The sequence below is a fragment of the Pseudomonas sp. EggHat1 genome (assembly GCF_014892995.1).
Classification (GTDB): domain Bacteria; phylum Pseudomonadota; class Gammaproteobacteria; order Pseudomonadales; family Pseudomonadaceae; genus Aquipseudomonas; species Aquipseudomonas chaetocerotis.
Genome location: NZ_JACKQK010000004.1, coordinates 1 through 21,181, shown reverse-complemented (window position 1 = coordinate 21,181; position 21,181 = coordinate 1). Strand labels below are relative to the sequence as shown.

Below are 21,181 nucleotides of genomic sequence, written 5' to 3'. Positions count from 1 at the left end.
ACGGAAATCGCATATGAAACTCGCATCACTGAATCAAGGCCGCGATGGCGTGCTGATCGTCGTTTCCCGCGATCTCACCCGCGCCGTACTTGCGCCGCAGATCGCTTTCACCCTGCAGGCCGCGCTGGACGACTGGGCCGTGGCCCGGCCAAAGCTGGAGGCGGTCTATCAGCGTCTCAACGACGGCCTGGAGGAGGGCGCCTTCGCCTTCGATCAGAGCGCCTGCCACAGTCCGTTGCCGCGCGCCTACCACTGGGCCGACGGCAGTGCCTACGTCAACCATGTCGAACTGGTGCGCAAGGCGCGCGGCGCCGAGATGCCGGAATCCTTCTGGCACGACCCGCTGATGTATCAGGGGGGGGCCGATGCCTTCATCCCGCCGCACAGCCCGATCCGCCTGGCAGACGAAGCCTGGGGCATCGATCTGGAAGCCGAGCTGGCGGTGATCACCGATGACGTGCCGATGGGCGCCACGCCGGCCGAAGCGGCGGGCCATATCCGCCTGCTGATGCTGGTCAACGATGTCTCGTTGCGCAACCTGATCCCTGGCGAGCTGGCCAAGGGCTTCGGTTTCTACCAGAGCAAGCCGTCGTCGAGCTTCTCGCCGGTGGCCATCACCCCAGACGAGCTGGGCGAGAGCTGGAAGGACGGCAAGGTGCATCGGCCGCTGGTGTCGCATATCAACGGCGCGCTGTTCGGCCAGCCGAACGCCGGCGTCGACATGACCTTCAACTTCCCAACCCTGGTAGCGCATGCCGCCAAGACCCGGCCGCTGGGCGCGGGCACCATCATCGGCTCGGGCACGGTGTCCAATTACGACCGCAGCGCCGGCTCGAGCTGCCTGGCGGAAAAACGCATGCTGGAGATCGTCGAGCAGGGCGAGGCGAAGACGCCGTTCCTCAAGTTTGGCGATCGGGTGCGCATCGAGATGTTCGACGTTGCCGGGCAGAGCATCTTCGGCGCCATCGATCAGGTGGTGGAAAAATATGAGTAGCCCGGATGAAATCCGGGAAATTCCCAGGTCAGTCCCGGATTGCATCCGGGCTACGGGGGGATGATCGATGCTGAAACTCTACGGCTACTGGCGTTCCAGCGCCGCCTACCGTGTGCGTATCGCCCTCAACCTCAAGGGCCTGGCCTGTGAACAGGTGCCGGTGCACCTGGTCAAGGACGGCGGCCAGCAGCACGGCGCCGATTATCGCGGGCTGAACCCGCAGGGCCTGTTGCCGCTACTGGTGGATGAGGAGAACGGCGGCGTGCGCATCGCCCAGTCGCTGGCGATCATCGAATACCTCGAAGAGATCTTCCCGGTGCCGGCGTTGTTGCCGGCCGACCCGGCCGAGCGCGCCCAGGTGCGGGCGCTGGCGCTGCATATCGCCTGCGACGTGCATCCGCTGAACAACCTGCGCGTGCTGCAGTATCTGTCCAGCGAACTGGGCGTCGCCGATGAGGCGAAGAACGCCTGGTACCGGCACTGGGTCGCGCTGGGTCTGGCCGCCGTGGAGAAGGGCCTGGCCGCGTTCGACGGGCGCCTTTCGCTTGGCGAGCGGCCTGGATATCTGGAAGCCTGCCTGATCCCGCAGCTGTATAATGCGCGGCGTTTTAACTGTGACCTTGCCGCGTATCCACGCATTGTCGCCATGGCGGCGCGCTGTGAACCCCTGGAGGCCTTCCAAATGGCCGCGCCGGAGGCACAAACCGACGCCCAGTGACACTTTTCGGCTTCACCTAAGCCTTGCATTCCGCTGCGCCACAAGCGCAGCGGGTCCGATTCCGTCACAGATAAAAACAAACAGGTGACGCATGACCCGTGAAAAACCGAAGAACCTCTGGCTTTCGCGCTGGGGTTTCATCCTCGCTGCAACCGGCTCGGCCGTCGGGCTGGGCAATATCTGGAAATTCCCCTACATCACGGGCGAATACGGCGGCGGCGCCTTCGTGCTGATGTACCTGGCGTGCATCCTGGCCATTGGCATTCCGGTGATGATGACCGAGATCGCCATCGGCCGCCGCGGCCGCGGCAGTCCCATCGACGCCATCGGCCGCGTTGTGCGCGAGAACGGCGGCAATCCGCTGTGGAAGGCGGTCGGTGGCATGGCCATGCTCGCTGGTTTCATGATCCTGTGCTTCTACGTGGTGGTGGCCGGCTGGGCCTTTGCCTATACGTGGAAGATGCTCGACGGCTCGCTGGCCGCGACCAGTGTCGAGGCGCTGGGCGGGGTATTCGAAGCGCATAACGCCAACCCCTGGCAACTCGGCGGCTGGAGCGTGCTGGTGGCATTGCTGACCCTTTGGATCGTGGCCAAGGGCGTACAGAAAGGTATCGAAAGTGCGGTGCGCTGGATGATGCCGGGCCTGGCCCTGATGCTGGTGGCGTTGGTTGGCTATGCCTTCACCAGCGGCAGTTTCAGCGCCGGTTTCGGTTTTCTGTTCCATTTCGATGCCTCGAAGATCACCGGTGAGGCGCTGCTGGCGGCCTTGGGCCATGCATTCTTCACCCTGAGCCTGGCCTCGGGCGCCATCCTCACCTACGGCTCCTACATTCCGGACGGCCAGTCCATCGCGCGCACCACCTTCGTCGTCGCCCTCTGCGATACCTGTGTGGCGTTGCTGGCCGGCCTGGCGATCTTCCCGATCATCTTCGCCAACGGCATGAGCCCGAGCGCCGGACCGGGTCTGATCTTCATGAGCCTGCCGCTGGCCTTCCAGCAGATGCCGTTCGGCACCGCCTTCGGCGTGTTGTTCTTCGCCATGGTGTCGATCGCCGCGTTGACCTCGGCGATCTCGATGATCGAAGCCAGCGTGGCCTACCTGAACGAGAAGTACGGCATCAGTCGTCTGCGTGCAGCGATGGGGGCTGGTGCGGTGCTGCTGGTGATCAGCCTGGTGGCGATGCTGTCGTTCAACCTGCTGGCGGGCTGGACGCCGCTGGGCAAGAACTTCTTCGACTGGCTGGACTACCTCACCTCGCGCTGGATGATGCCGTTGGGTGGCATCTTCATGGTGGTGCTCGCCGGCTATGCACTGCGCGGCGAGATCATGCGTGACGAGCTGGACCTGCCGCCTGCGGGCTACGCGCTGTGGCTGTTCATGGTGCGCTACGTCAGCCCGGTGCTGATCATGGTGGTGTTCCTGCATGCGCTGGGCTGGTTGATGTTCGACCCGGTGCTGCAGTGGTACTGGATCGCTGGCGCCATCGGCTTGCTGGCCGTGGCGGGCGAAATCCTGCGGCCCAGGGTGGTACCGGCGCTCGCCGGACGCTGATCGGGGCTCGAATCGAAGGGCGCAGCTGCGTTGGACGCTGCGCCCTTTTTATTGCTGGCTTGCTCACAGGGTTTGCTAGGTAGGCGAGAACTCGCCACTTATCCGGCGTCAATAAGCGGATAATTGCCGGTGGTGGCGGTTTTCCGGATTATGCTCGATGCCATGTATTGGCGAATTGCCAGCACTCAAGCTGGGCGCCTTTGCTGCCGATATCTGGGGTTCGATCTGGCACAGCAGTTGCCTCACCTTCCGACCAGGCCGCGTTCACGAGACGTGGCTCTATAAGAAGAACCGGAGTCGCCCCTTATGTTCAAGCCTGCCGCACGCTTTTTCGCCAACCTTGCCGTAGGCAAGAAACTTCTCATCGGGTTTGGCCTGGTGCTGTTGCTCACAGCTGCCATGACGGTCAGTGGGTACCTCGCCGTTCAGGCGGTGTTGCATGGGCATGAGCAGGTCGGGGAGTTGGCGCAGGTGAACCAAGAGATCCTCCAGGCGCGTCGTCTTGAACGCAATTTCGCCATCGAGCAGAGCCCGGAGAGTGCGCAGCGCGTCCGCGAAAGCCTGCTCAAGGTGCAGGACATGCTGGTGCACTTGGGCAAGGATGCCGCAGAAGGCACGCGCGTGCAGACCATGCAACAGGCTACCGCTGAGTACCTGAAGCAATTCGACAACTATGTGGAACAGCAGGACAAGGCCCGCGAGGCCCGGCAGGACATGCGCAGTGCCGCCGCCGAAGCGCGCGACCAGTTCGAAGTGATCGAACTGGACATGTACGACGCGGTGCGTGAGCTGCGCCTGCAGGGCGACCGACTGCGCGGCAGCGACCCGCTGACCCTGGCGGAAACCGCATCCGGTCTGAGCAAGCGCATGCTCGACCTGCGAGGCCAGGAAAGTCTGTACATCATCGACGGCTCGCCCGAAGCGCTGGAAGAGTGGGAGTACGTCAGCGAGGATCTGCAGACCGTCGCCCGCAGCCTGACCGTCTGGCTCGAGGATGATCAGAAAGCGTCCATTGAAACCGCTTTGCAGGCGTTGACCCTTTACCAGCGTTCCTTTCTCTATTACCAACAGCTTCGCGAGCAGAACCTGGCCACCGAGAAGGCCATGATCGAGCGCGCACGTTCGGTCGTCGATCTGGCCGAGTCAGCCCAGGCAAGTGCCGAGACCCGCATGCTCGCCGACTCCCAGCGCGCGCTGGTGCTGCTGGGCATCATGGGCGCGGCCGCCGTGGTGTTGGGCCTGTGCGCCGCGTTGCTGATCACCCGTCTGATCGTGGCACCGCTGCGCCAGAGCGTAGGTTTTGCACAGCGCATCGCCGCCGGCGATCTCAGTCAGGACATCCCGCAGGATCGCCGTGACGAAGTCGGGCAGCTGCTTGCTGCCATGCAGGACATGACCGTCAGCCTGCGCAATCTGGTCAGCCGCATTGGCGGTGGGGTCGGACAAATCGCCGCGGCTGCCGAGCAGTTGTCAGCCATTACCGCGCAGACCAGCGCCGGTGTGCAGACGCAGAAGCTTGAAACCGAGCAGACCGCTACCGCCATGCACCAGATGGCCGCGACCGTGCAGGAAGTGGCGCAGAACGCCGAGCAGGCCTCGCTGGCCGCACGTGATGCCGACCTGGAGGCACAACAGGGCAATCGCGTGGTGCAACAGGCCGTGGATCAGATCGACAGTCTGGCCAGTGAAGTGGAACAGTCGGCCAAGGCCATCGCCGACCTGAATCAGGAAAGTGCGCGTATTGGCAGTGTGCTGGAGGTGATTCGCAACGTCGCCGAGCAGACCAACCTGCTGGCGCTCAACGCGGCCATCGAAGCGGCGCGTGCAGGTGAGCAGGGCCGTGGTTTCGCCGTGGTTGCTGACGAGGTTCGCGCGCTGGCCAAGCGTGCCCAGGACAGCACAGAAGAGATCGAGAGCCTGATCGCGGGCCTGCAACGCATGGCCAAGGGCGCCGTGCAGCAGATGGACAGCAGCCGTGATCTGACTCGCCGCACCGTCGAGCTGGCAGGCGAGGCTGGCGACGCATTGGGGCGCATCACCCAGGCAGTGAGCACCATCGAGCAGATGAACCAGCAGATCGCCGCTGCCGCCGAAGAGCAGAGTGCGGTAGCCGACGCGATCAACGAAAGCGTCACTCGCGTACGAGACATCGGTGAGCAGAGCGCCACTGCCAGCGAGCAGACTGCCGCGTCCAGCGCCGAGCTGGCGCGTTTGGGCGTAGAGCTGCAGGAGCTGGTGCGGCAGTTCCGCACCTGACGCCGGCCGCGGGCGGGAGGGCGTAGGGCGGACTCAGGAGCGTCAGCGAACAGTCCGCCGTCTTCGGCGCGGCAAAAGTCTCAACGGCGTACTGCTTCGCGAGTACGCCCTACAGCGCTGCAGGAGCTGGTGCGGCAGTTCCGCACCCGACTCGGACGAACCGGGACACCGGGCGCGGGCGGGCGTAGGGCGGACTCAGGAGCGTCAGCGAACAGTCCGCCGTCTTCGGCGCGGCAAAAGTCCTAACGGCGTACTGCTTCGCGAGTACGCCCTACGGCGCTCGCTCCCATATGTTCAGGTTCGGGCTGGACTGAAGCGCTGGCCCGAGATTGCGGGGTGATAGAGCGGCTGGACCTTGTTACCGGCCGGGTCCAGCAGGTGAAAGCTGCGTGCACCGTCGCCATGGTCGAAGGGTCGGTCCAGCAAGGTCACGCCGCGTGCCTTTAGGTACTGGTACCAGGCGTCCAGTTCCTCGACGCTGTCGACGATGAAACCGTAATGATCCACCAGCGCCACGCCGTGGCTCTCGGCATACGCGCGGCCGAGCGACAGGTTGTCGTTGCCGCAGGTCAGGTAGACCAGGTCCTCGTTGGCGCGATGCAGCACCTGCATGCCCAGCACGTCCACGTAGAAGCGCTCGCACGCTTCCAGGTTGGGTACCAGCAGGGCCAGGTGGCGCAAGCCATTGAGACGGGATGGGCGTTCGAGCATCTTTTTGTACTCAAATATGTATACAATTATTTTTCAAATATAAAACATATTGGAGTTTGCCGTGTACGTGCTATTGCTCAAGACCCAACTCAAACCGGGTCGTTTCGATGCGTTCATGGATGCCATGCGCGTCAACGCCGCCGCCTCGGTGCACGATGAACCGGGTTGCCTGACCTTCGACGTGATGCGTGACCGCAGCGACCCCGATCTGGTCTGGCTGTACGAGGTCTACGTCGACGAGGCGGCGTTCGAGGCGCATACGCGAACCGCGCATTTCCTTGCCAGCCGGCCGCTGCTGGAGCCGCTGATCGAGCGTCAGGAAGCCATTGAGGCCGATATGCAGGCGCTCAATCCATCGCGCTGAAGAGAAGAGAGGCTGCTGCGAAGGCTTGGCTCGGTCAGGCCGTGCTTTGTGCCATCTGCATATCCAGCACCCGGATACGGTCTGGCTCGGGATAGTGCCAGTGCACGTCCAGATCCCAGAAGCACGCGCCGTAGCGCCGCTCGGGCTGCGGTTGCTGATAGGCCGGGCGCGGATCCTGCGCCAGGCACTGCTCGATCAGTTCCACCAAGGGTTCACCCAGGCGCAGCGCGTGTTGGCGCGCCAGGTGTAGCGCGCCGTCCTGCCAGTCCACGGCAATCAGTGGGGGTGGCGCGTCGGCCATGTCGTTGCGGGCATCGGCCACGGCATCGGCGTAGGGCACGTAGGGCTTGATATCCAACACCGGGGTGCCGTCGAGCAGGTCGATGCCGGACAGGTGCAGACGGCCCGGCTCGACCTTCTCCAGGCGTACCACCGATTGGCCGATACCATTGGGGCGGTGGGTGGCGCGGGTGCTGAACACGCCGACTGACTGATTGCCGCCCAGGCGCGGCGGGCGCACTTTCAGGCGCGGCTTGTCTTCCAGCGCCTGGTGAAAGAGAAACAGCAACCAGACGTGGCTGACCTGCTCCAGTCCCTGCACGGCCTCGCCCTGATCGAAGGGGGGCAGCAGCTCCAGCACGCCGCGCGCGGCGGGCGCCAGGTGCGGCTGGCGAGGAATGGCGAATTTTTCCTTGAAACAGGAGCGAACGATACCGACCGGAGAAACCAGATGCTGCATGGTGTTCTACTTAGCGGCTACGCACGGGGGCGTCGTGTGCTACACGACAGCCGGCATCGCGGAATGGGCCGGTGAAGCGAATCCAGCCTTCACCAGGGCTGACCTGAGCGCAGGTCAGGTGGCCATCGACCTTGCTTTGCCAGAGGAAGAACGGCGCAGGTGCGGCGAGGCCGGGCAGGCTCAGTGCGAGCAGTGCGATGAGGAGCAGGGTACGCATGATGGTGGTCTCCAGAGCGTGACGAACACAGCCTAACACGGTCTCAGAATCGTTCTTTCTCGCCCAGATAGCGCCATTGCCCGACCGGCAACTTGGTCATGGGTACGCCGCCGATGCGGATGCGCTTCATGCCCAGCACTTTCAGGCCCAACGCCGCGCAGATCTGCCGTAGCAGGTCAGGAGCCGGATTCTTCAGCGCGAAGCGCAGGCGCTGCTCGCTCTGCCAACTGGCCTTGCAGGGTGGGAACTGCGTGCCCTTGTGCAGCCAACCTTTCTTCAGGCGTTCCAGTGCGCTGGCGGGCACTTCGCCGGCTACCTCGACCAGGTATTCCTGTTCCAGCTTGGCGGCGTCTTCGCGCAGCTTGCGTTGCGTGCGCCAGTCCTGGCTGAGCACTATCAGGCCGCTGGCACCGGTCTGCAGTGGCAGGCTCTGCTCCTGGCGCAGGAAGTGGCCATGCAGGACGCGTTGGGCGTGCGGGTCCTCTTCCCAGTGTCGTTCGCGCACCAGCAAGTGCTGCAACTGTGCGGCGTTGCAGCCAGTCGAGCCATGCACCAGCAGGGTGACGGGCTCCACGGGGTCAAGGCGGGCATCGGGGTGCAATTCGACGCGTTGATCTTCGACCTTGAACTGCGGCGCTTCGACCACTTGGCCGTCCACCGTCACCCAGCCTCCTGCGATGTAAAGATCGGCTTCACGACGCGAGCATCCGAACAGTTCGATGACGCGTTTGGACAGGCGGGTGGGTTCGCTCATGAGATGGCTCGGCAGTAAAAGGAGGTCATTGTACCGGCAAGAAGCTGTGGTGCCGGGAAAGAAAAAGCCCCGCATTGTGCGGGGCTTTTCAGGAGAGAGGTCGGTCAGACCAGCTCGCCCCACATGTCGTACTCGTCGGCGTCGACGATACGTACGCGCACCTTGTCGCCTGGCTTGACGTCGGGGGAGTCGATGAACACGCTGCCGTCGATCTCCGGGGCGTCGGCCCAGGAGCGGGCCACGGCGCCTTCGCCGTCCACTTCGTCGATCAGTACGTCCATCTCCAGGCCGATCTTGGCCTGCAGACGTGCAGAGCTGATGGCCTGCTGGTGCGCCATGAAGCGCTCCCAGCGGTCCTGCTTGACGTCATCAGGCACTACTTCCAGACCCAGGTCGTTGGCTGGTGCGCCCTCGACTGGCGAATACTGGAAGCAACCGACGCGGTCGAGCTGCGCTTCCGTGAGCCAGTCCAGCAGGTACTGGAAGTCTTCCTCGGTCTCGCCGGGGAAACCGACGATGAAGGTGGAGCGGATGGTCAGCTCCGGGCAGATCTCACGCCACTTCTTGATGCGCGCCAGGGTCTTGTCTTCGAAGGCCGGGCGCTTCATCGACTTGAGTACTTTCGGGCTGGCGTGCTGGAAGGGGATGTCCAGGTACGGCAACAGCTTGCCGGCGGCCATCAGCGGGATCACGTCATCGACGTTGGGGTAGGGGTAGACGTAGTGCAGGCGCACCCACACACCCATCGACGACAGCGCTTCGCAAAGCTCGAGCATGCGCGTCTTCACCGGCTGGCCGTTCCAGAAGTCCAGCTTGTACTTCATATCGACGCCGTAGGCGCTGGTGTCCTGGCTGATCACCAGCAGCTCCTTGACACCGGCCTTGACCAGGCGCTCGGCTTCGCTGAGCACATCGCCAACCGGACGGCTGACCAGTTTGCCGCGCATCGACGGAATGATGCAGAAGCTGCAGCTGTGGTTGCAGCCTTCGGAAATCTTCAAATAAGCGTAGTGACGCGGGGTCAGCTTGATGCCTTGCGGCGGCACCAGGTCGATCAGCGGGTTGTGATCGGTCTTCGGCGGAATGACTTCATGTACAGCATTGACCACCTGCTCGTACTGCTGTGGGCCGGTAACGGCCAGCACGCTCGGGTGCACATCGCGGATGCTGTCTTCGGCTACGCCCATGCAGCCGGTGACGATCACCTTGCCGTTCTCGGCCAGCGCCTCACCGATGGCGTCCAGCGATTCGGCCTTGGCACTGTCGATGAAGCCGCAGGTGTTGACCACCACCACATCAGCATCCTGGTAGGTCGGTACGATCTCGTAACCTTCCATGCGCAGCTGGGTCAGGATGCGTTCGGAGTCAACGGTCGCTTTCGGGCAACCAAGGCTGACGAATCCGACTTTCGGTGTGGCGGTGGACATGCGGGCTAACCTCTAAGGGCGCCTGGGTGGCGCCTCTGATCAAAAAGTGCGCAATTCTAGCGGCGGATCATACGCTTGACCAGTGCTGGTCAGGGGGCGGAAACGAAAAAGGCCACTCGATTGAGTGGCCTTTATCTGAAGGTGGTTGCGGGAGCAGGATTTGAACCTACGACCTTCGGGTTATGAGCCCGACGAGCTACCAGACTGCTCCATCCCGCGTCGACAATTCTACGCTTACTTAATATCTTGTCAATCGATTTGTTTCATTTGATCGAAAAAGTTAATTTTCGTTAAAGCAAAAAGGCCACTCATCGAGTGGCCTTTTCGTGAAGCTGGTTGCGGGAGCAGGATTTGAACCTACGACCTTCGGGTTATGAGCCCGACGAGCTACCAGACTGCTCCATCCCGCGTCTGTGGGTCGGCATTCTACAGTCAGAAGCTTGGCTGTCAACCGCTAATTGCAAGAAAAGTGTTTTCAACTCAGATGCTTAGCGTTAAACAACTGTTGGACTTCCCGGCTCCAGGCCAGTCTGTACGAGGCTTGCGCGGGTGTTGTGCACAAGATGATCCACGTTGACTGCGCGCCATGTATTGCTCTGTTTCCTTACTTCCTGGCAGCCAGTAAAACCTCAGTCTGCGCGGCGTATGCGTCCATGAGCATCCTCTGACGTGCTGGTTCAGCGATGAAAAAGCGGGTGTTCAAGCGCCTGGACGTACCACCTGTCAGCGATACCCGCCATGCCATTTACCGGTGTCCAGGTCCGACAGGCCAAGCTCGACGACAAGTCGCGCAAGCTCGGTGATGAATGTGGCCTCTACTCAGAAATCCGCATGCGTGGCAGCACGTTCTGGCGGTGCTGCTTTTAAGAAAATTCTTATAGATCACCGAGTGCTTGTCGCTTAAAAAACCTCACTGGACAGCGGTTCAGGTCATTGCGCGCATCGACTATCACCCATAGCGGCGCGTGCTTGCATTAACAAGGGAATTGTAAGGCAGGTCCACAATGGCATCTGATAGTTTTCAGAATGAAGTTCCAAAGGCGCGGGTCAATATCAAACTTGACCTGCATACCGGTGGAGCGCAAAAGAAGGTCGAGTTACCGCTCAAGTTGATGATCATGGGTGACTACAGCAATGGCCGCGAGCAGCGCCCGTTGTCTGAGCGCAGTAAAGTCGACATCAACAAAAATAATTTCAACAGCGTACTGGCCGAATTTCACCCGAGCGTGAAACTGGTCGTGCCCAATACGCTCGTTGACGATGGCTCTGACGCCTCTCTCGATCTGACCTTCCGTAACATGAAGGACTTCCAGCCTGAACAAGTGGCTCGTCAGATTCCTGAGCTGCGCGCGATGCTGGCCATGCGCAATCTGCTGCGCGACCTCAAATCCAACCTGCTCGACAACGCCACTTTTCGTCGAGAGTTGGAGCGCATCCTCAAGGATGACGCCCTGAGCGACAAGCTGCGCGCCGAACTGGCTCAGTTAGCCCCCCAAGACCGCTAATCAATATCAAGGAGTGACTTATGTCTGCATCTGCGGAAGGAGCTGTTGCGCCTACAGGAAGCGCAAGTGCTGTAACTCATGAAGGCCAAGGTATCTATGCCGGCCTGTTCGAAAAGATCAATCTCAGCCCGGTATCGAAACTGTCGGATATCGAGGTTTACCAAAACAGTGACGCGCTTTCCGAAGCCTCCGCTGATGAGCGTGTGACGGCAGCGGTCAGTGTTTTCCTGGATCTGCTGAAGCAGTCCTCTCAGAAAGTTGAACGCCTCGATAAAACGCTGCTCGATGAGCATATCGCCTCTCTGGACCAGCAGATCAGTCGCCAGTTGGACGCCATCATGCACCATGAAGACTTCCAGCGCGTCGAGTCGACCTGGCGTGGAGTCAAGTCACTGATCGATCAGACCGATTTTCGTCGCAACGTGCGCATCGAGCTGCTCGACATCAGTAAGGAACACCTGGTGCAGGACTTCGAGGACGCACCGGAAATCGCCCAGAGTGGACTCTACGTTCACACCTATACCAATGAGTACGACACACCCGGTGGTGAGCCGATTGCCGCCGCCATCTCCAACTACGAATTTGGTCGTGGCCCGCAAGACATCGCGTTGCTGCGCAATATCTCCAAGGTTGCCGCCGCTGCACACATGCCCTTCATTGGTTCGGTCGGCCCGGCCTTCTTCGGCAAGGAGTCGATGGAGGAGGTCGCCGCGATCAAGGACATCGGCAACTACTTTGACCGTGCCGAATACCTGAAGTGGAAGTCCTTCCGCGATAGCGATGACTCCCGTTACATCGGCCTGACCATGCCGCGTGTGCTGGGTCGCCTGCCATATGGGCCTGACACCGTGCCGGTGCGCAGCTTCAACTACATCGAGAGTGTGAAGGGGCCGGATCACGACAAGTATCTCTGGACCAACGCCTCGTTCGCCTTCGCTGCCAACATGGTGAAGAGCTTCATCAACAACGGTTGGTGCGTGCAAATTCGTGGGCCGCAAGCCGGCGGTGCCGTGACCGACCTGCCGATCCACCTCTACGATCTGGGCACCGGTAACCAGGTGAAGATTCCGTCCGAGGTGATGATTCCGGAAACGCGAGAGTTCGAATTCGCCAACCTGGGTTTCATTCCGCTGTCGTACTACAAAAATCGGGACTACGCATGCTTCTTCAGTGCCAACAGCGCGCAGAAGCCGGCGCTCTATGAAACTGCGGACGCGACGGCCAACAGCCGCATCAACGCGCGTCTACCGTACATCTTCTTGCTGTCGCGCATTGCCCATTACCTGAAGTTGATCCAGCGTGAAAACATTGGCACCACCAAGGATCGTCGTGTCCTCGAGCTGGAGCTGAACAACTGGATTCGCGGTCTGGTTACCGAAATGACCGACCCCAGTGATGACCTGCAGGCCTCTCACCCCCTGCGTGATGCCAAGGTCACGGTTGAGGATATCGAGGACAACCCAGGCTTCTTCCGTGTGAAGCTCTATGCCGTTCCCCACTTCCAGGTGGAAGGCATGGACGTGAACCTGTCTCTGGTCTCGCAGATGCCCAAGGCCAAAGCCTAAGTATTGACACGGAAGTCATCCATGAAGATCGACCTTCCCTTATGGGGAGCGGGGGCTTTGCTGTCCCCGCAGCAATTCCAGCAGCAGGCCCGGTGGGAGGCCTGGACAAATGAATGCCTGGCGCGTATCTCACGCGCTCACCCATGGGGCGTGCAGGTTGCGGCGTTCGATCTGGACGCGCTGAGGCTTGGCAAGCTCAAGGCCACGCGTCTGCGTGTGCGGATGCAGGACGGCACGCTGATCGACAGTGATGCGTCCGACCGCCTGCCGCCAGCGCTAGAGCTTGGCCGGCTGATGGAGGAGGGCATTTCTACCGTCACCTTACTGCTGGCGCTGCCACTCGAACATGCCAACGGCGACAACTGCTTGCTCGACGAAGGCAAAGCCTGCAAACCGACACGCTATCGCCGAGACTGGCGCGAGGTGCAGGATATCTATGGTGATGAGAGCCAATCCATCGCCGTGCTCGAGCATGTGTTGTCCCTGCGTCTGGACAGCGATGAGAACGCCGAGTACCTGACCTGTCCGGTTGCACGTGTGGTCCGCGACGTGCAGGGTATCTGGACGCTCGATCAGCAGTTTGTCCCGCCGCTGCTCAGCTTCGATGCCCAGCCACAACTGCTCGGTCAGTTGGACAACCTGATGACTCAGTTGGCCGCCAAACGTAGCCGCCTGATGGGTATGCGCCGCGAGAACAACCAGCGTATGGCCGACTTCGCGGTGGCCGATGTCTCGCTGTTCTGGCTGCTCAACGCACTGAACAGTTATCAGCCCGTGCTGGCTGATCTGCTGGCCCACCCGGCAAGGCATCCCGAGGTGGTGTACCTGGAGCTCATCAAGCTGGCGGGCAGTCTTCTCACCTTCTCGCTCGAACACGACATCAATGCCATACCGGCTTATCGGCATGAGCAGTTGGAAGCGGTCTTCCCTCCGTTGTTCACGCTGATTTCCACCCTGCTCGAGGCCAGCCTGCCGTCCCGCGTCATTGCACTGGATCTCGAGCATCCCAATGCACACCGTTGGCAAGTGGCGTTGAACGATGGTCGGCTACGCGATGCCGAGGGTGTCGATTTCTACCTGTCGGTGCGTTCCAGCCTGCCTGCAGCTCAGGTACAGAGCCAGTTCCCGCGCCTGTGCAAGGTAGGGGCTCCGGACGATGTCGACCATCTCGTCAACGTGGCCCTCGACGGTGTACCGCTGGTGCCGCTCGGCCACGTGCCGGCAGCGATTCCGCTGCGCCTGGGCAATCTGTACTTCGCCCTCGACCTGAACCATCCCAAGGCACGCGACATGCTGGCTTCAGGTACCTGCGCTCTCTACGTCCCCGGCACGCTCGGAGACGTCCAGCTGGATCTTTTCGCGGTGCTGCGCTCATGACCAAGGCCTTTGGAAAATCACCAATCGTGGCTATCGATGCCCTGCTGCAGGACAGCTACCTGCTGGTCGTGGAGTTGCGACAGAAGGCCGCACCCAAGGATGGCGAAGAGCTGTGGAAGCATTGCGTGGCGCAAGTCGAGCAGTGTCGCAACAGTCTGATCGACGCCGGCGTGAGTCAACGCGCAGTCAATCAGATTGGCTATGCGCAGTGCGCACTGCTCGATGAAACCGTGCTGCGTCATGCCTCGACGCGGGCGCATGCGGTATGGGCGGCCAAGCCGCTGCAGGCGCATTTCTTCAACCGTCATCAGGCAGGTGAGCAACTCTACGAGGACATGCGCGAAGCCCTGGCTGAACCTGCTCCCGACCTGCGAGTCCTGACCTGCTACCAGCGCGTTCTGATGCTGGGCTTCCTGGGACGCTATCGCGTTGAGAGCGCACCGGAGCGTGAGCAATTGGTGGCGGCCCTCGGCGAACAGGTTGAGCCCTTCACCACTGCGGGAGCGACTCCGCAACTGGTCAGCGTCCGTGGCGGCAGTTGGCGCCGTTGGCTCAGCCTTCCCTGGTTACATCTGACGGCTGCTGCGGTGCTCTTGGTTGGCCTCTGGCTGGTATTGCACCGAGTACTCGGCGATACCGTCACTTCGCTGTTGTCCGGTCAGGTCTAGCGATGGCCACGCCGCTCAAAGGAACACGTGCTCTTTGGCTCTGGGCTGGGGCGCTGGGCCTCGTGCTGATCCTGGCGATCCTGCCGCTTTCCAGGGTCGCGCAAACCCTCTGGGCGCTTACGGTGATTGCCCTGGTGGCTTCAGGTTGGCTGCTCGCGGGGCGAACTGCTTCGTGGCAACGCCACGCTCTGCTGTTGGCCCCCGGTAGTGCGCTGCCAGCGGACGGATACCGCCATCCGCTAGTCGCTGTCTGTGGTGATGGTCTGCACTCGCTGTTCGGTGCCGTGCCGGACGATCAACTGGCGCTGTGTGTCACTGAGCAGGGTGGCTACGTCCGGGTTCCCAGCCTGGATCGACTGCCCACGATCATCGACTACCTGCTGGCCCATCGTCCGCATTGGGTTGGCCAACTGGCGGTGCTCTACATCGTCAATCCCGCCGAGCAAAGAGACAACGCCCAGCTCGTCGGAGCGATTCAGACCTTCCGGCATCAGGTTTGCCGAATCCGCAGAAGCGGGGTGGCCTTGCCGATCCTGCTGTGCAGCTACCTGTCATCTTCACGCGATGACAGTCACTGGTTCACTTGGGAGGCGGAGCAACAGGGCCTGTCCGTGCGTGAAGACACAAGCCATCTATCGATGGCGCAGTGGCAGCAGCGCGCCACGGACCTGCCGAGCCGCTCTGCGCGCCTGCGCACCTGCGTGCAAATCGAAAGCCTGGGGCACTGGCTGACCCAATCGGTATTACCGCATCTGGTCTCCCATGACTCGCGCGACGCGCGCTGCCCAGCCGTCGCCTGCGCCATGACCTTGGCCGCCGGCGCCATGGCCAATGCACCGGACAACCTGTGGTCGCAGTGGATGCACGAAAGGACCGCCCTTGAACCCTCTACGCCAGCACCCGGTGCGGCGTCGCTGCCATTTCCCGATCCGCTCCTCAGCCTGTTGCCGCAGCAGACGAGTCTCACGCCGGCTCGCCGCGCAGTGGTGCGTGGGCTGTGGCTGTTCGTGCTCGCTGCCGTGATTGCACTGTGCAGCTCGGCCTGGCAGAACCGCCTGCTGGTGCGCCAGGTGAGCGACGATCTGCGGCGATACCAGGCGATTCCCGAACCAACCACCCTGGAGCAACCTGAACATCAGCTGCGTGAGCAAGCTGTCACCGTTCTGCGTCGTGATGCGGCGATGCTGGATCGCCATTACCGTGAAGGTGAACCGCTGTCCCTGGGGCTTGGTCTGTACAGCGCCGAACGCATTCGTCCGCTGATTCTGGCCGCGCTTGCCGCTCACCGCGTCCCGGCGCCCAAGCCGGTGCTGGCGAACATTCCCGACTCTGTCCGCCTTGACAGCCTGTCGTTGTTCGCCAGCGGCAGCGCCGAGCTCAAGCCCGGTTCGGCGAAGGTGCTGATCAATGCCCTGGTGGACATCAAGGCCCAGCCGGGCTGGTTGATCGTGATTGCCGGGCATACCGACGCCACTGGCGATCCCAAGCGCAACCTGTTGTTGTCCCGCGCCCGTGCAGCTGCCGTGCGCGACTGGATGCAACGGATGGGCGACATTCCCGACAGCTGTTTCGCCGTCCAGGGCTTCGGTGCAGATCAACCCGTCAGCAGTAACGAAACCCCGGAGGGGCGAGCAGCCAACCGCCGGGTCGACATCCGCCTGGTGCCTGAGTCGGGAGCCTGCGCGCTCTCGACTCAGGTATCCGGCGGCCAACCCCAGCCGCGGCAACAGCCGTCGGCGAATGTGCATCTGTAGAAGGAACTTCACATGGCTATTCCAGTTTATTTGTGGCTCAAAGACGATGGCGGTGCGGACATCAAGGGCTCGGTCGACGTGCAACAGCGCGAAGGTAGCGTCGAGGTAGTGGCACAGGATCACTGCCTGTACATCCCGACCGACAACAACACCGGCAAGCTGACCGGCGCCCGCATCCATACGCCGTTCAACTTCACCAAGGAAATCGATGCCTCCAGCCCCTATCTGTACAAGGCTGTGAGCACCGGCCAAACCCTCAAGAGCGCGGAGTTCAAGTGGTACCGCATCGACGACGCCGGCCAGGAAGTCGAGTACTTCAACACCCTGCTGGAGAACGTCAAGGTCGTCAAAGTCGCGCCGAAAATGCACGACGTGAAAGACCCGTCCAAGGAAAAGCACAACCACCTGGAACAGGTTGAGCTGCGCTACGAGAAGATCACCTGGACCTTCAAGGACGGCAACATAATCCACTCCGACGCCTGGAACGAGCGTCAGAGCGCTTGATCGTGTCCCGTCGACCGGCGGGGTACCGCCGGTCGATGCTCGCTGAATACCCCTACGCCCAAGCAAGGATCGCCCCATGGCCCAGTCCACTCATCTGCTACGTCGCCTCAATCCCTATTGCGCCCAGGCGCTGAGCGCCGCCGCGTCGCTGTGCCAGACCCGCACCCATCCCTTCATCACCGTCGAGCACTGGCTGCTTAAACTGATGGAGCAGGGCGAGGGCGATCTGACCCTGATCGCACGTCGCTACGAATGGGATATGGACAGCCTGTGGCAGGGATTGCTGAACCATCTCGATACCTTGCCGCGCAGCGTACGCGACAAGCCGCAGTTGTCTGCCAAATTGCAGCAACTGATCAAGGACGCCTGGCTCTTCGCTTCCCTGCACGAAGATGCCCAAACCCTGCGCTCGGCCCACCTGCTGGGGGCTCTGCGCGAGACACCGAGCCTGCTCGATTGTGATGCCGCCTGGCCGTTGCTCAGCGTCGCCGACACCCAGATCGAACGCCTGCTGCCGCTACTCAATGAGCAGTCCAGGGAGCGTCCGGCGCTTCAGCAGGAAGCGGCTCTGGCTGAGACGCCACGATCTGCCACAGGCACGTCTTCGGCCAAGAGCGATGTTCACACCGCCATCCTCGACAAGTTCACCCTGGACATCACCGCCAAGGCCTGGGCAGGCGGCATCGACCCGGTCTTTGGACGCGACAACGAAATCCGCCAGGTCATCGACATTCTTGGCCGTCGGCGCAAGAACAACCCGATCCTGGTCGGCGAGCCTGGCGTGGGTAAAACCGCGCTGGTCGAAGGGCTGGCCCTGCGGATTGTCGACGGTAACGTGCCGGACAGCCTCAAACGGGTCAGCGTGCGCACGCTCGACCTCGGCTTGCTGCAGGCGGGGGCGGGCGTAAAGGGCGAGTTCGAGCAGCGCCTGAAGAACGTCATCGATGCCGTCCAGCAATCGCCCACGCCGATCCTGCTGTTCATCGACGAAGCCCACACCCTGATCGGCGCCGGCAACCAGGCCGGAGGCGCCGATGCCGCCAACCTGCTCAAACCCGCCCTGGCACGGGGCGAACTGCGCACCATCGCCGCCACCACCTGGTCCGAATACAAACAGTATTTCGAGCGCGACGCCGCTTTGGAGCGGCGCTTCCAGATGGTCAAGGTCGATGAGCCTGACGACGCCAACGCCTGCCTCATGCTGCGTGGCCTCAAGGCTCGCTATGCCAGCCATCATGGCGTGCATATTCAGGATGCCGCCGTGCAGGCCGCGGTCACGCTGTCACGCCGCTACCTCACGGGTCGTCAGTTGCCGGACAAGGCTGTCGACCTGCTCGATACCGCCAGCGCTCGCGTGCGCATGAGCCTGGATTGCGAACCGCAATCGCTGGTGCAGCTCAAGGCTGAGCAGCATGCGCTACAGCTCGAGCGTCAAGCCCTCGAAGAGGACGCCAGGCTCAGCGGCGCCATGGCGATCGAGCGTTTGTCCGCCATCGACCTTCGCGAGCATCAGGTGCAGGAGTATCTCGCTGAGCTACAGCAGCAGTACCAACAGGAACTGGCGCTCACCCGTGAACTGCTGGAAGCCCGCACCCATGCACCTGACGCATGCGCCGCTTTGCAGGAGCGGCTGGCCACCCTGCAAAGCGACCACCCTCTGCTGTCGCTCGACGTCGATGCACGCAGTGTTGCTGAAGTCATTGCCGACTGGACCGGCGTCCCCCTGGGCAGCCTGCTGAAGGACGAACAGACCAACCTGCTTGAGCTCGAACAGCACCTGGCGCAGCGGGTCATCGGCCAGGACAGCGCCCTGGGCGCCCTGGCGCAACGCCTGCGCGCCGCCAAGACCGGCCTCACCGCCGAGAACGCCCCCTTAGGCGTCTTTCTCTTGGTGGGCACCAGCGGCGTGGGCAAGACCGAAACCGCCCTGGCGCTGGCCGACTGCCTGTTCGGCGGTGAAAAGTCCTTGGTCACCATCAACCTTTCCGAATACCAGGAAGCCCATACCGTCAGCCAGCTCAAGGGCTCGCCGCCGGGCTACGTCGGCTATGGCCAGGGTGGTGTGTTGACCGAAGCGATCCGTCAGCGCCCCTACAGCGTCGTGCTGCTCGATGAGGTGGAGAAAGCCCACCGCGACGTGCTCGATCTGTTCTACCAGGTATTCGATCGCGGCTTCATGCGAGATGGCGAAGGGCGCGAAATCGACTTCCGCAACACCGTCATCCTGATGACCTCGAACCTGGGCAGCGACCGATTGCAGGCGCTGTTCGAAGAGCGCCCCGAGGCGACGGACAGCGACCTGCAGGAACGGCTGGGGCCGGTGCTGCGCGAGCACTTCCAGCCTGCGCTGCTCGCGCGCTTCCAGACGTTGATCTACCGCCCCCTGGACGGCGCCGCGCTGAGCCGCATCGTCGCCATCAAACTGGGCCAGGTCGCCAAGCGCCTGCAGCGTCACTACGGCATCACCTGCCATATTGATGATGGCCTCAACCAGGCCATCGTCGATGCCTGCCTGCTGCCCGACAGCGGCGCGCGCAACATCGACAGCCTGCTCAACCAGCAAATCCTGCCGGTGCTGAGCCAGCAGCTGCTGCAGCGCCAAGCCAGCCAGCGCAAAGCCACCGCCGTCACCCTGGGTTACGGCGCTGACGACGGCATCGCCCTGGCATTCAGCGAAGAGCCCTGGGCTCTCGAACGCGCGGAGGTCTGATCCATGCTCAGCGAGATACGCCCCTTCTTCGATCACAGCCGGCATAGGCTCACGGTGGCTGACCAGAGCGCCCCGTTGGACGTGCTCGCGTTTTCCGGCACCGAGGCACTCAGCGAAACCTTTTGCTATGCCATCGAGGTGACCAGCCCGAGTCTCGACATCGCCGCCGATACCTTGCTCGGCAAGGATGCCAGCTTCAGTCTGCACGCAGCGCCGCCAGCGCTGACCATTCGCGGCTACACGCCGCCGGCGCTCGCGCCGCTGCGCACCTTGCACGGGGTCATCACACAATTCCGGCGTCTCTCGGCCTCCAGGGACGAAGCCCGTTACGAGCTCACGCTGGAGCCGCGCCTGTCCCTGCTGGACAAGACCTGCCAGTACCGCATCTACCAGAACCAGAGCGTGCCCGAAGTGGTGGAAACCATCCTGCGGCGACATGGCTGGCGCGGGCAGGATTTTCTCATCGACCTCGGCAGAACGTACAAGCAGCATGACCAACTGCTGCAGTACGGCGAATCGGACCTTGCCTACATCAAGAGGCTCTGTGCGGAGCGCGGCATCTGGTTCAGCTTCAGCATGGACGCGCGCTTGAAAATCGACGTGGTCGAGTTCAAGGACTCGCCCATGCACTACCAACGCGAKATCAGCCTGCCGCTGCGGCCCCTGAGCGGGCTGCAAGCCACCGGCCAGGATGCCGTGTGGGACCTGCAGGCCAGCCACCAGGTCGTCCAGCAACTGGTCAGCACCCGCGCCTACTACTCGCGCGATGCCGGCGCCAACCTTGACGGCCAGGCCGACCTGACGCGTGGCGCCGCCACCACCTACGGCGAGGCCTACCATTACGCCGACGAGCACTACCAGAGCCTCGGTGATCCCCATGCCCGTGGCGATGAGGAAGACCACGCCGAGAGCGGCGTCTTCTACGCGCAACTGGCCCACGAGCGCTACCTGAATGACCAGCTCCGCCTGAGCGGCACCAGCAGCGACGCCGCCCTGGCCCCCGGCTGGGTGCTCAAGGTGACAGGCGGCGCACCGGCAGCGTTCAGGCAAGGCGCGCTGATCGTCCGCAGCCACTGCACGGCTGCCCGCGATCGCAGCTTCGACGTTCGCTTCGAAGCCATCCCCGACGGCCACATCGCCTTCCGCCCGCCGGTGCCGAGCAAGCCGCGCATCGCCGGCACCGTGCCCGCGCGCATCACCAGCCCGCAGCGCAACGATCCCTACAGCCATATCGATGGAGAAGGGCGCTACCGCGTCAACTTCCTGTTCGACCGGGATACCTGGCCAGCCGGCCGCGAAAGCATGTGGCTGCGCCTGGCGCGGCCCTATGCCGGCGACACCTAACGGCTTGCACATGCCCTTGCTG

The 21,181-nt window shown here is 62.5% G+C and carries 17 protein-coding genes, 2 tRNA genes and 2 pseudogenes; 14 read left to right on the top strand and 7 right to left on the bottom strand.

What is annotated here, in order from left to right:
- The first annotated feature begins 13 nt into the window (after nucleotides 1-13).
- The 5 genes and pseudogenes from INS93_RS08370 to INS93_RS25065 all read left to right on the top strand — a co-directional run bounded on the left by INS93_RS08370 (nucleotide 14) and on the right by INS93_RS25065 (nucleotide 5,520).
- On the top strand, nucleotides 14-994 hold the full coding sequence (locus INS93_RS08370; protein WP_192981020.1) for a fumarylacetoacetate hydrolase family protein: 981 nt from the start codon (nucleotides 14-16) through the stop codon (nucleotides 992-994).
- Between the two features lie 67 nt (nucleotides 995-1,061).
- The gene (gene maiA / locus INS93_RS08365) at nucleotides 1,062-1,712 is read left to right on the top strand and encodes a maleylacetoacetate isomerase (protein WP_192981019.1); all 651 of its coding nucleotides are present in this window, start codon (nucleotides 1,062-1,064) and stop codon (nucleotides 1,710-1,712) included.
- Between the two features lie 91 nt (nucleotides 1,713-1,803).
- A complete protein-coding gene (locus tag INS93_RS08360; protein ID WP_160020256.1) occupies nucleotides 1,804-3,264 on the top strand; it encodes a sodium-dependent transporter in 1,461 nt (486 codons plus the stop codon).
- A 306-nt stretch (nucleotides 3,265-3,570) separates the two neighbouring features.
- Nucleotides 3,571-4,662, top strand: a pseudogene (locus INS93_RS25070) (HAMP domain-containing protein); the annotation flags it as partial.
- Nucleotides 4,648-5,520 (top strand): methyl-accepting chemotaxis protein, encoded by an 873-nt coding sequence (locus INS93_RS25065; RefSeq protein ID WP_420707293.1) that lies wholly within the window; start codon nucleotides 4,648-4,650, stop codon nucleotides 5,518-5,520. The pseudogene INS93_RS25070 and the gene INS93_RS25065, both read left to right, overlap by 15 nt.
- 294 nt (nucleotides 5,521-5,814) lie before the next feature.
- On the opposite strand, the gene INS93_RS08350 is transcribed toward INS93_RS25065, so the two are convergent.
- Complete coding sequence (locus INS93_RS08350) at nucleotides 5,815-6,231, bottom strand: VOC family protein (protein ID WP_192981017.1); 417 nt, start codon at nucleotides 6,229-6,231, stop codon at nucleotides 5,815-5,817.
- 61 nt (nucleotides 6,232-6,292) lie between these two features.
- On the opposite strand from INS93_RS08350, the gene INS93_RS08345 reads away from it, so the two are divergent.
- Nucleotides 6,293-6,595: a putative quinol monooxygenase gene (locus tag INS93_RS08345; RefSeq protein ID WP_192981016.1), complete on the top strand. Its 303-nt coding sequence runs from the start codon at nucleotides 6,293-6,295 to the stop codon at nucleotides 6,593-6,595.
- A 34-nt stretch (nucleotides 6,596-6,629) separates the two neighbouring features.
- Here the strand turns inward: INS93_RS08345 and tsaA are convergent, their stop codons facing one another.
- From tsaA to INS93_RS08315, 6 genes are all read right to left on the bottom strand, one after another.
- Nucleotides 6,630-7,334, bottom strand: a complete 705-nt coding sequence (tsaA, locus tag INS93_RS08340) for a tRNA (N6-threonylcarbamoyladenosine(37)-N6)-methyltransferase TrmO (RefSeq protein WP_192981015.1) — start codon at nucleotides 7,332-7,334, stop codon at nucleotides 6,630-6,632.
- Between the two features lie 10 nt (nucleotides 7,335-7,344).
- Complete coding sequence (locus INS93_RS08335; protein WP_192981014.1) at nucleotides 7,345-7,551, bottom strand: hypothetical protein; 207 nt, start codon at nucleotides 7,549-7,551, stop codon at nucleotides 7,345-7,347.
- 43 nt (nucleotides 7,552-7,594) lie between these two features.
- Nucleotides 7,595-8,305, bottom strand: a complete 711-nt coding sequence (locus tag INS93_RS08330; RefSeq protein WP_192981013.1) for an rRNA pseudouridine synthase — start codon at nucleotides 8,303-8,305, stop codon at nucleotides 7,595-7,597.
- A gap of 104 nt (nucleotides 8,306-8,409) precedes the next feature.
- Nucleotides 8,410-9,732, bottom strand: a complete 1,323-nt coding sequence (rimO, locus tag INS93_RS08325) for a 30S ribosomal protein S12 methylthiotransferase RimO (RefSeq protein WP_160020249.1) — start codon at nucleotides 9,730-9,732, stop codon at nucleotides 8,410-8,412.
- Between the two features lie 142 nt (nucleotides 9,733-9,874).
- Nucleotides 9,875-9,951, bottom strand: a tRNA-Met gene (locus INS93_RS08320).
- A gap of 114 nt (nucleotides 9,952-10,065) precedes the next feature.
- Nucleotides 10,066-10,142, bottom strand: a tRNA-Met gene (locus tag INS93_RS08315).
- Between the two features lie 594 nt (nucleotides 10,143-10,736).
- Here INS93_RS08315 and tssB point away from each other — a divergent pair.
- The 8 genes and pseudogenes from tssB to INS93_RS08275 all read left to right on the top strand — a co-directional run.
- Complete coding sequence (gene tssB, locus INS93_RS08310; protein ID WP_192981012.1) at nucleotides 10,737-11,237, top strand: type VI secretion system contractile sheath small subunit; 501 nt, start codon at nucleotides 10,737-10,739, stop codon at nucleotides 11,235-11,237.
- A 20-nt stretch (nucleotides 11,238-11,257) separates the two neighbouring features.
- The gene (gene tssC, locus INS93_RS08305) at nucleotides 11,258-12,802 is read left to right on the top strand and encodes a type VI secretion system contractile sheath large subunit (protein ID WP_192981011.1); all 1,545 of its coding nucleotides are present in this window, start codon (nucleotides 11,258-11,260) and stop codon (nucleotides 12,800-12,802) included.
- A 21-nt stretch (nucleotides 12,803-12,823) separates the two neighbouring features.
- Nucleotides 12,824-14,179, top strand: a complete 1,356-nt coding sequence (gene tssK, locus INS93_RS08300) for a type VI secretion system baseplate subunit TssK (RefSeq protein ID WP_192981010.1) — start codon at nucleotides 12,824-12,826, stop codon at nucleotides 14,177-14,179.
- Entirely contained in the window at nucleotides 14,176-14,847 is a 672-nt protein-coding gene (gene tssL, locus INS93_RS08295; RefSeq protein ID WP_192981009.1) for a type VI secretion system protein TssL, short form, read from the top strand. Before tssK ends, tssL begins: the two co-directional genes overlap by 4 nt.
- A 2-nt stretch (nucleotides 14,848-14,849) precedes the next feature.
- Entirely contained in the window at nucleotides 14,850-16,601 is a 1,752-nt protein-coding gene (locus INS93_RS08290) for an OmpA family protein (RefSeq protein ID WP_192981008.1), read from the top strand.
- A gap of 12 nt (nucleotides 16,602-16,613) precedes the next feature.
- On the top strand, nucleotides 16,614-17,105 hold the full coding sequence (locus INS93_RS08285; RefSeq protein ID WP_192981007.1) for an Hcp family type VI secretion system effector: 492 nt from the start codon (nucleotides 16,614-16,616) through the stop codon (nucleotides 17,103-17,105).
- Between the two features lie 76 nt (nucleotides 17,106-17,181).
- Nucleotides 17,182-19,815 carry a type VI secretion system ATPase TssH gene (gene tssH / locus INS93_RS08280; protein ID WP_192981006.1) on the top strand — a complete coding sequence of 878 codons (2,634 nt, stop codon included), beginning with the start codon at nucleotides 17,182-17,184 and terminating at the stop codon, nucleotides 19,813-19,815.
- Between the two features lie 3 nt (nucleotides 19,816-19,818).
- Nucleotides 19,819-21,181: pseudogene (locus tag INS93_RS08275) on the top strand (type VI secretion system Vgr family protein); the annotation flags it as partial.